A 9,823-nucleotide genomic window follows, 5' to 3' on the forward strand; every position below is an offset into this window, starting at 1 on the left:
AATTTCTATCACTATTTGCAAAATGAGCCATCTTTTTGCAGATTCAACCAGTCTATTTGCAAAATAAGCAACTCTATTTGCAGATTTCCCGATTCTATTAGTAATGTTCACAAATCCGAATGCCGTCATCGGCTTATTTCTAAAAAGTGTTATTTTCGATTAAACTCGGCGGCACCAGCATTGCGGGATTGCTCAATTTGCAGAGTTCTCACCTCTATTTGCAAGAAGGGCCATTCTATTTGCAGGTTCACCCGGCCTATTTGCAAAACAAGCTGCTCTATTTGCAGATTTCCCATTCCTATTAGTAATGTTCACACTCAGGCACAACACTAGAACCTATCTACCCTTTCAAAAGTGTTATAATTTAGAAAATTAAAATTACCGGAGGGGTCCGTATGCCTCAATCCATTTCTGATAAGAAAGAGAACTTACTTAATGATGAGCACCTAAAAGTGAAAAACTGGATGACACCCAGCCCGTTTTGTATTCAGCCGGGGCAGACACTGGCTGAAGCTGCAAAAATGATGGCGGATCTTCATCTGGAAAGCCTGCCTGTCGCAGATGAAACGAATCGTCTGGTTGGAATGATCACGTCCAGGAAGCTGCTTAACTATTTTGCCCAGGGCAATCCGGCTGATGCTTTAATTGGCAGCATTCCCAAATCGAATCAGGCAGCTGTCCGGCCGGATGATTCTATCCTTGAAATTATGTCGCTTCCATACGATCAGCTTCCTGTCACGGGTGAAGATGGCAAGCTCATAGGCATTCTGACAGCAAGGGATATCCTGGATGGGCTCTCCAAATACCTGTATAAGCTGAGGCAGCAGCATAATTCCGAGGGTGCACTTGGCGCCATTTTGGAAAGTGCCTATGAGGGAATAGCGGTTGTCGATGAGAACGGCATTCTGCAGGAATTTAACGAAGCCTACAGCCGTTTTACCGGCATTAAGCGGGAGGATGCAATTGGCAGGCATGTCACAGAGGTGATTGATAATACGCATCTTCACGAGACAGTTAAGACTGGAATCGCTGAACGGGGGGTTCTGCAGAACATCCAGGGACATGACATGGTGGTGCACCGTATCCCCCTCTGGAAGGAAGGACGGATTGCCGGCGCCATCGGAATGCTGATTTTTGAGGGAGTCACAGAAGTCTATAAAATCTATGAAAAGCTGCAGGAAAATCAAGATGCCAAGCCGGACCTTTTCACAAAGAAAAAGGAAAATGACAGCCGGGTTACCCTTGACCAGATCATTGGGACAAGTGAAGGAATCATGGAAGTGAAGCGGCTGGCACGGAAGGCTGCAAGGACTGCGGCCACTGTCCTCGTAACAGGAGAAAGCGGGACGGGAAAAGAGATGTTCGCCAAGAGCATCCATCACCTCAGCCCTTTTTCCACCGGGCCTTTCATCAGTGTCAACTGCGGGGCCATTCCGGAGCATTTATTCGAGTCTGAACTGTTCGGCTATGAAGAAGGTGCATTTACCGGGGCGAAAAAAGGCGGCAAGCCCGGGAAGTTTGAGCTGGCAGACAATGGCACAATTTTTCTCGATGAAATCGGAGAGATGCCGCTTGTCATGCAGACCAAACTGCTGCGGGTCCTGCAGGAAAAGGAAGCAGAACGAGTCGGCGGTGTAAAAAAATATCAGATAAATGTCCGAGTTATTGCCGCGACAAACCGCAACCTTATGCAAATGGTTGAAACCGGGGAATTCCGGGAGGATCTTTATTACCGGCTGAACATCATCCAGCTCCATATCCCTCCGCTGCGGGAACGGAAAAAGGATATTCCTGTCCTGCTGGTCCATTATCTGAAGGAAATCTGTGAGCGGTACCAGGTACCTGGAAAACTATTTACATCTGAGGCGGTGAACGCTTTTGTTCAGCATCCGTGGAGAGGGAATATCCGCGAGATGGTAAATACAGTGGAACAGCTGGTGACACTGGTTGATGGGAAGGTCATTGACTATCATCATTTGCCGGAGATGCTGAAAAAGCAGGAACCGACTTTGAAAAAAGTGGATCGGGCTGCAGGGTCTATTGAGGAAGCTAAATTACTTGGCAGCCAAAGAGAGTCTGAAATTATTCTGGATGCATTAAGAAGAGCAGGCGGAAATAAATCGAGAGCTGCCGATTTGCTTGGAATTCATCGGACAACTCTCTATCAGAAACTGAAAAAGCATAGAATAACCTGATTGCAATGTAGTGATTACGCTACAAAAAATCTACAGTTGTAGTGTAGTGACTACACTTCTGCAGAAAGAAAACACTGATTTTACTGGGTTTCAAAGTTGGCACGCTCCTTGCAAGTATAAGAGTAATAGAACAAAAGGGGTGGAATGTCCAATGGAGAAACCAGCAGTTTTCCGGGTGCCGGAAGCGATCTTTTACGGAAGGGGCTCTTCCGAAAAAGTTGGGGAAGAAGCAGCGCTCAGAGGGAAAAACGCATTAATAATCAGTGATAAAATAATGGATCAGCTTGGATATGTAAGTGAATGCAGAACCTATCTTCAGGAAGCAGGGGTAAAAAGTGAGCTATATCTGGGGGTCGCATCAGAGCCGACTGACGAGTATGTGGCAGAAGCACTCGAGCTATTTCAAAAACAGCAATGTGACCTGGTTATTTCAGTAGGCGGCGGCAGCTGTATCGATACGGCAAAAGCTATTGCGGTTTTAGCAACAAATGGCGGCTATATCGGCGAGTATATGGGAGGAAAGAAACTGGCCCAGAATGCACCGGTTCCTCACATAGCGATTCCGACAACAGCCGGGACTGGCTCTGAGGCGACCGATGTAACCGTCATCACGAACTCATCCAATGACGTCAAAATGATGATCAAACAGCCTGCATTTATGCCGAGCGTGGCAATTGTGGATCCGCTTCTTACACTTTCCTCACCGAAGAATGTAACGTCGGCAACCGGGGTCGATGCCCTAAGCCATGCGGTTGAAGCATATCTATCCAAAAAGGCACATCCGATGACAGACACAATGGCAATATCGGCCATGAAGCTGATCGTGGAAAATATTTTAACCGCTTACAATGAGGGAGACAATGTCGATGCCAGGGAAGCGATGAGCCTTGGATCCCTGCAGGCTGGAATGGCGTTTTCAAACGCATCTGTATGCCTCGTACATGGCATGAGCCGTCCAATCGGCGCATTATTCCATGTTCCGCATGGTATCTCGAATGCCATGCTGCTGCCTGCAGTGATGGAGTTCAGCCAGGAAGCATGTGTGGACCGCCTAGCGGACATAGGAAGAGTTTTTCAGCCTGAAAATGAAAACCTTACCAATGAAGAAGCTGCAGAAGTGGCTGTTCAATCCGTCAAAGAGCTTTGCCGGAAATTAAATATTCCTAACTTAAGAGGATGGGGAATAGACGAAGCAGCTTTTAAGAACGCGGTTGGCAAAATGGCAGACGATGCCATCGACAGCGGCAGCCCCAGCAACAACCCAAGAGTTCCGGAAAAGAGCGAACTCGAAGAGCTCTACCACGTTTGCTATAATTATCAGTTTTCCTCTGAAACAGAGAAAGTGTAACAGGGGGACATACAGATGATTGGAATGCTGGGGTTAATCGCTTCGCTGCTTCTATTAATGTATTTAACTATGAAAGGCGTAAATATTATTATTGCCGCGATCATCAGTGCAGTTGTGGTTGCTCTGACAGGAGGGCTTAACCTTGAGACAGCCCTGACAGAGCATTATATGACAGGCTTTACAGGTTATTTTTACTCATGGTTCCTCATCTTTTTATTGGGAGCCATATTCGGAAAAATCATGCAGGTAACCAAGGCGGCTGACAGCATTGCGAATTGGGTCAAGGATACACTCGGGCCATCAAGAGCGGTATTTGCAGTCGTGGCGGCAGCAGCCATCATGACTTACGGAGGCGTCAGTTTGTTTGTTGTAGGCTTCGCCGTTTATCCAATTGCTGTGTCCCTATTTAGAGTGGCCAACCTGCCGCATCGTTTTATACCGGCGGCTTTGGTATTCGGATCCATATCCTTTACGATGACAGCACCGGGCTCGCCGGAAATCCAAAATTTGATTCCGACTGAGTTTTTTGGGACAAAGCCGACAGCGGGCGGACTCATCGGGGTGTTAATGGCCCTTTTGATCATGGTAATAGGCGGTATATTGCTTAGCCGGATGGTGAAAAAAGCGGTCAAAAATGGCGAGGTATTCTCCTTGCCAAACCAGCCGGCCGGTGCCAATGAGTCGGCAGCAGCTCTTGAATCGGAGCTGGAAATGCAAAGGCCAAATACTGCTCCGGCAGGGAAAGACTATCCGCATGTGATCATGGCCATCTTACCGCTGGCCTCCGTAATTGCGATTTTAAATACGGCAGCCAACTTTACTTCTTCCACGGGGGCCGCATTGATCTCTCTGACCAGCGGCATCGTTCTGGCCTGTGTATTGATGATGAAATATTTAGTGGGGTTCTGGGAGGCGCTTGCCAAGGGTGCCCAGGATGCTTTAGTTGCTGCAGCTAATACATGTGCGGTTGTAGGCTTCGGAAGTGTTGCAGCCCAGGTTGCCGCGTTTGATACTTTTGTAGATGCACTGGTAAATATCCCGGGGCCTCCGTTAATGGGACTGGGGATTGCCGTTACCCTGATATGCGGTATTACCGGATCGGCATCCGGCGGCTTAGGCATTGCGCTGCCGATTCTGGCGCCAATGTATCTGTCGCAAGGACTGGACCCAGGTGCCATGCATAGAATTTCGGCGCTTGCATCCGGCGGATTGGACTCACTGCCGCATAATGGCTATGTCGTGACAACAATCCGGGCGATATGCGGAGAAACCCATAAACGCTCCTATTGGCCAATTTTCATTCTAAGTGTTGCAATGCCAACGGCTGTACTATTCTTGGCAATATTCTTATATTCAATCTTTTAATTTCGAAAGGGGATTATTACTATGACAGCGACAACAACTACAGTATTAAAAAACTTTATCAATGGCGAATGGGCGGAAGCCAATACGGATAAATTTGAAGTGGTGCCAAATCCGGCAACAGGCGAGGAGCTTGCCCGCACACCGATTTCTACACGTGAAGATGTCGACAATGCTGTACAGGCTGCCAAGGAAGCTTTTAAAGTCTGGAGCAAAACACCGGTGCCAAAAAGAGCAAGAATTCTATTTAAATACCAGCAGCTTTTAATAGACAACTGGGACGAGCTGGCAAAGCTGATTACACAAGAAAACGGAAAAAATTATAAAGAAGCCTATGGCGAGGTGCAGCGCGGAATTGAATGTGTGGAATTCGCTGCAGGTGCTCCTTCCCTAATGATGGGCAAGCAGCTTCCGGATATTGCGACAAATATTGAATCTGGCATGTACCGCTACCCTGTTGGCGTTATTGGCGGCATCACGCCTTTCAACTTCCCAATGATGGTTCCCTGCTGGATGTTCCCGCTCGCAATTGCCTGCGGTAACACATTTGTGTTAAAACCATCTGAAAGAACGCCAATCCTGGCTAACCGCCTGGCAGAGCTGTTCACAGAAGCGGGCCTTCCTGCTGGCGTATTCAATATTGTTCATGGCGCACATGATGTGGTAAACAGCCTGATCGACCATAAGGATGTACCGGCGATCTCATTCGTTGGCTCCCAGCCTGTTGCCGAGTATATCTATAAATCAGCTACAGCAAAAGGCAAACGCGTCCAGGCGCTGGCTGGTGCCAAGAACCACTCAATCGTGCTGCCTGATGCAGACCTTGATGGAGCGGTTAAGGAAATCATCGCTGCTGCGTACGGTTCAGCAGGTGAAAGGTGCATGGCCTGCTCTGTAGTAGTAGCCGTGGATTCCATTGCCGACGAGCTGGTTGCGAGATTAAATGAACAGGCGGGCCAGCTGACAATCGGAAACGGCTTGGATGAAAATGTATTCCTTGGCCCAGTCATCCGCCAGGAAAACAAGGAACGCACAAGCAATTACATTGAAATTGGCGAAAAAGAAGGAGCAAAACTTGTCCGTGATGGCCGCAAAGATGAAGCATACCACGAAAACGGCTACTTCATTGGACCAACAATTTTTGATAATGTAGATCCATCAATGAAAATATGGAAAGAAGAAATTTTCGCACCAGTACTTTCTGTTGTGCGTGTAAAAAATCTTGAAGAAGCGATCGAGCTTACGAACAAATCGGACTTTGGAAACGGTGCATGCCTATTCACTGACAGCGGAAGCAGCGTCCGCTACTTCAGAGAAAACATCGAGGTCGGCATGCTCGGAGTCAACATCGGCGTACCGGCGCCAATGGCCTTCTTCCCATTCTCCGGCTGGAAAAACTCCTTCTATGGAGACCTTCACGCAAACGGAACGGATGGAGTGGAATTCTATACAAGAAGAAAAATGCTGACTGCACGCTGGTAAAAAAGCGGGACGAGGGGACAGGTTCCTTGTCCCAAATAACATTGGGGACAGTTAACCTGTCCCCATGTCCCGTTTGAAAACAACCGCAGAGACACTTGCCATAAAAGGCAGGTGTCTCTTTTTTATATACATAGACCTATATATTTAAAAAAAGAGTGAAAAAGGTCACAAAATTTCCCGTTTTCTGTCGATATAATAAAGGAGTATATAGGAGATGGGGAGATCAATGATGTTCGGAAAAGGAAAGTTGAAGCAGCTGGAAGATGAAAAGCGGGAACTGGAGGCAAAACTCCAGTTTGCTGAAGAAGAGTTTCAGCGCAAGGAAAATTTTTATCAGACACTGATTCAATCATTTAATGAAGATTTGACAACTACAGTAAGCCAGCATGAAATGGTCAATGGTCAGCATTATATGCTGGGGGACCTGGTTCTGAAAATAAAAGACGGTTTTGAAAATGTTAAAAAACATAGCGAAGCTACTTTTTCAAACAGCCTCACTCTATCGGATAAAGGGGAAAATCTGATTCAATCTGCAAAAGAGATGGTCAAAAGCTCGGAGGAAGGCCGCGGATCCGTCAGCAAGTCTGAGCAGCTGATTAAGCAGCTTGGAGAGCAGCTGGAAGTGAATTCACAGAAAATGGAGGCGCTGAGCAAACGGTCCAAAGAAATTGAGATGATTGTTCAGGTCATTAAAGATATTGCAGAGCAAACGAATCTTCTTGCATTGAATGCATCCATCGAAGCGGCACGAGCAGGCGAGCAGGGTAAAGGATTTGCTGTTGTGGCAGATGAGGTCCGGAAACTGGCCGAAAGCACAGCGACAAGCACGGCGAATATCAGCTCCCTGACGAAAAATATTCAGGACGATATTGAAGCAACATTGAATTCAACAGTAGCAAGCACCGAATTAATTAAAGATGGCATGTCCCTGAGCGGCCAAACAACCAGCAAAATTGATTCGATCACGAACCTGATTCGTACAGTTGAATCAGAAGTCGGTGAAGTGATTGAAATGATCAACATTCAGAAGGGGTATTCCCAGGAAGTAGCCGATGAGATTGCGGATACAAAGTCAGTTTTTGATCAAGTGAATGAACTGATTCAGAGGCATATTGACGATGCCAGGGTTGTTGATGAGAAGCTGGAAGGCGCCATCTCGCAGGTTAAGGCGGTAAATTACTAAAAGGGGTAAAACTATGAAAAAGAAAAGACAGAAACAAAAAGGGTCGCTGTTCTCATTTACGATTAGAAAAAAATTATTGCTCTCATTTATTATTATTCTATTAATTCCTTCTATTTCAATCGGCTACATATCCTATCAGAAGGCACATGATGAGATAAAGAATCAGATTACCATGAGTGCAGATGAGAATGTTAAAATTCTTGATCAATTTATTATGAACTTTATTAAACCTAAGATGGAGGATACAAATTACTTTTCCAAGCGGATCAAAAAAGATTTTTATACAGAGGAAGAATTAGATAAAACAACAAATGCTTTTAGCCAGTATAAAGAGCTTCATCCGGAGGCAGTGGCAATTTATGCAGGCTCTGAAAATGGCGATTTGGTTATCTACCCCCGTGCAGATCTGCCAGCTGACTTTGATGCCACCACACGCCCCTGGTATCAGGGAGCAATGGAGGCAAAGGGAAAAGCCTTCATTACAGAGCCGTATGTTGATGCTGTCAGCGGAAACATCTTAATCACAGTAGCGCAAAAGCTCGGCGACAGCTCCGGTGTTATTGGAATTGACTTAAGTCTCTCTGCTCTTAGTGAGCTATCCAATAACATTAAAATTGGAAAAGAGGGCTATCCGGCCATTTTAAGCGCGGAGGGAAGCTTTTTAGTACACCCGCTGGAGAAGCCGGGCACACAGGCAGAGGGAAGCTGGCTGCCGGAAGTCCTGGAAAAGGAAAAGGGACAGGTTGAGTACACGCTTGAAGGCGTAGAGAAAGAAATGCACTTCACCACCAATGGGCTGACAGGCATGAAGGTAATCGGCACGATGAACCTGGGAGAAGTGACGTCAGCTGTCCAGCCAATCTTAATGTCGACAATCATATTTATTGCCATCTTCGTCCTTGTGGGTGCACTTGTTTCTTACATTATTGTCCGTTCGATTACCCGCCCGCTCAATCAGCTGATCGCCGCAACCGATAAAGTCAGCGAAGGGGATCTGACCCAGAAGTTTATTGTCAGGAACAACGATGAAATCAGCAAACTGGGTGTCAGTTTTAATAAGATGGTCCTATCGCTGCAGCAGCTGATCAACCAGGTGAGCGAAAAAGCGGTCCACCTGGCATCCTCATCGGAACAGCTGACAGCAAGCTCTGAGCAGAACAACATGGCAACAGAGCAGGTAGCCAATTCCATCCAGGAAGTAGCTTCGGCAACTGAACAGCAGACAGAAAAAGTGAAAGAAAGCACCTCTGTCGTCAAAGACATGTCCGGCCGCATTCAGCAAATTATGCGTAACACAAATGTCGTGGCCAAAACGGCCAATGAGACAAATGAAGTTGTGGTAAAAGGAAATGAAGCCATCGACCTCTCAACGAACCAGATGAAAAATATTAATGTAACAGTCTCAGAACTGGGTTCCATTGTTCATACATTAGGGAAGCGTTCGGAGGAAATTGGCCAGATTGTCAATGTGATTTCTGCCATTGCCGACCAGACGAACCTGCTCGCACTAAACGCAGCTATTGAAGCTGCAAGAGCAGGCGAGCACGGAAGAGGCTTCGCCGTTGTCGCTGATGAAGTCCGCAAGCTCGCAGAACAATCATCCAAGTCAACCGAAAGCATCCGCGAATTGATCTCAACGATTCAGACGGATACAAACAAAGCCATCTCTTCCATGGAAAAGGGAACAGCTGAAGTGGAAAAAGGAATCGACCTGGTGAACAATGCCGGAGATGCCTTCAGCCACATCCAGCAATTTGCTGACACCGTTTCGGGCCAGATCGCAGAAGTGTCCTCATCCATCAGGGACATGGCCGAAGGCGCCGACCAAGTGGTGGAACTCGTCAGCGCAATCGAAGAAATTGCCGCAGTCACCACTGCCGAAAGCCAGGACGTATCCGCTGCTACAGAAGAGCAGCTGGCATCCATGGAAGAAATTGCGGCATCGGCTGCATCGCTTTCAGGGATGGCGGAGGAACTGCTGGATTCTATTAAGAGGTTTAAAGTGGAATAAATGTGAGGGACCCGCCAGGATTGGCGGGTCTATTTTTATGTGGCCACGGGTTCAGAATGTGAACGCTGCAAATAGAGAGCGAAAACTTGCAAATAGATGCTTTAACCTGCAAATAGGACCAGAGAATCTGCAAATAGAACAGGTTAAGTGCAAATAGTTAGCTCGATTCTGCAAATAGACAAACTGCATAAGAACGGGCAACGGCGCACATAGTAGATTGGCAAATAGAACTGGGGATTCTG

At 46.9% G+C, this 9,823-nt stretch carries 5 protein-coding genes and 1 pseudogene; all 6 read left to right on the forward strand.

Annotated elements, in window-relative coordinates:
- Positions 1 to 395 precede the first annotated feature (395 nt).
- The 6 genes and pseudogenes from CHI10_RS05535 to CHI10_RS05560 all read left to right on the forward strand — a co-directional run bounded on the left by CHI10_RS05535 (position 396) and on the right by CHI10_RS05560 (position 9,581).
- Complete coding sequence (locus CHI10_RS05535; RefSeq protein ID WP_095243320.1) at positions 396 to 2,195, forward strand: sigma 54-interacting transcriptional regulator; 1,800 nt, start codon at positions 396 to 398, stop codon at positions 2,193 to 2,195.
- A 151-nt stretch (positions 2,196 to 2,346) separates the two neighbouring features.
- Positions 2,347 to 3,543, forward strand: a complete 1,197-nt coding sequence (locus tag CHI10_RS05540) for an iron-containing alcohol dehydrogenase (RefSeq protein ID WP_095243321.1) — start codon at positions 2,347 to 2,349, stop codon at positions 3,541 to 3,543.
- Between the two features lie 15 nt (positions 3,544 to 3,558).
- Positions 3,559 to 4,908 (forward strand): GntP family permease, encoded by a 1,350-nt coding sequence (locus tag CHI10_RS05545; RefSeq protein ID WP_095243322.1) that lies wholly within the window; start codon positions 3,559 to 3,561, stop codon positions 4,906 to 4,908.
- A 21-nt stretch (positions 4,909 to 4,929) separates the two neighbouring features.
- Positions 4,930 to 6,387, forward strand: coding sequence for a CoA-acylating methylmalonate-semialdehyde dehydrogenase (locus tag CHI10_RS05550; RefSeq protein ID WP_095243323.1), 1,458 nt, complete (start codon positions 4,930 to 4,932; stop codon positions 6,385 to 6,387).
- A 646-nt stretch (positions 6,388 to 7,033) separates the two neighbouring features.
- A pseudogene (locus CHI10_RS22950) lies at positions 7,034 to 7,570 on the forward strand (methyl-accepting chemotaxis protein); the annotation flags it as partial.
- A gap of 13 nt (positions 7,571 to 7,583) precedes the next feature.
- On the forward strand, positions 7,584 to 9,581 hold the full coding sequence (locus tag CHI10_RS05560; RefSeq protein WP_095243324.1) for a methyl-accepting chemotaxis protein: 1,998 nt from the start codon (positions 7,584 to 7,586) through the stop codon (positions 9,579 to 9,581).
- Positions 9,582 to 9,823 lie beyond the last annotated feature (242 nt).

This window comes from Bacillus sp. 7894-2 (assembly GCF_002272225.1).
Classification (GTDB): Bacteria; Bacillota; Bacilli; order Bacillales; family Cytobacillaceae; genus Cytobacillus.

What these genes read in the sequence shown, in the direction of transcription:
- CHI10_RS05535 (WP_095243320.1), top strand. Translation starts at nt 396, where the DNA reads ATGCCTCAATCCATTTCTGATAAGAAAGAGAACTTACTTAATGATGAG.
- CHI10_RS05540 (WP_095243321.1), top strand. Translation starts at nt 2,347, where the DNA reads ATGGAGAAACCAGCAGTTTTCCGGGTGCCGGAAGCGATCTTTTACGGA.
- CHI10_RS05545 (WP_095243322.1), top strand. Translation starts at nt 3,559, where the DNA reads ATGATTGGAATGCTGGGGTTAATCGCTTCGCTGCTTCTATTAATGTAT.
- CHI10_RS05550 (WP_095243323.1), top strand. Translation starts at nt 4,930, where the DNA reads ATGACAGCGACAACAACTACAGTATTAAAAAACTTTATCAATGGCGAA.
- CHI10_RS05560 (WP_095243324.1), top strand. Translation starts at nt 7,584, where the DNA reads ATGAAAAAGAAAAGACAGAAACAAAAAGGGTCGCTGTTCTCATTTACG.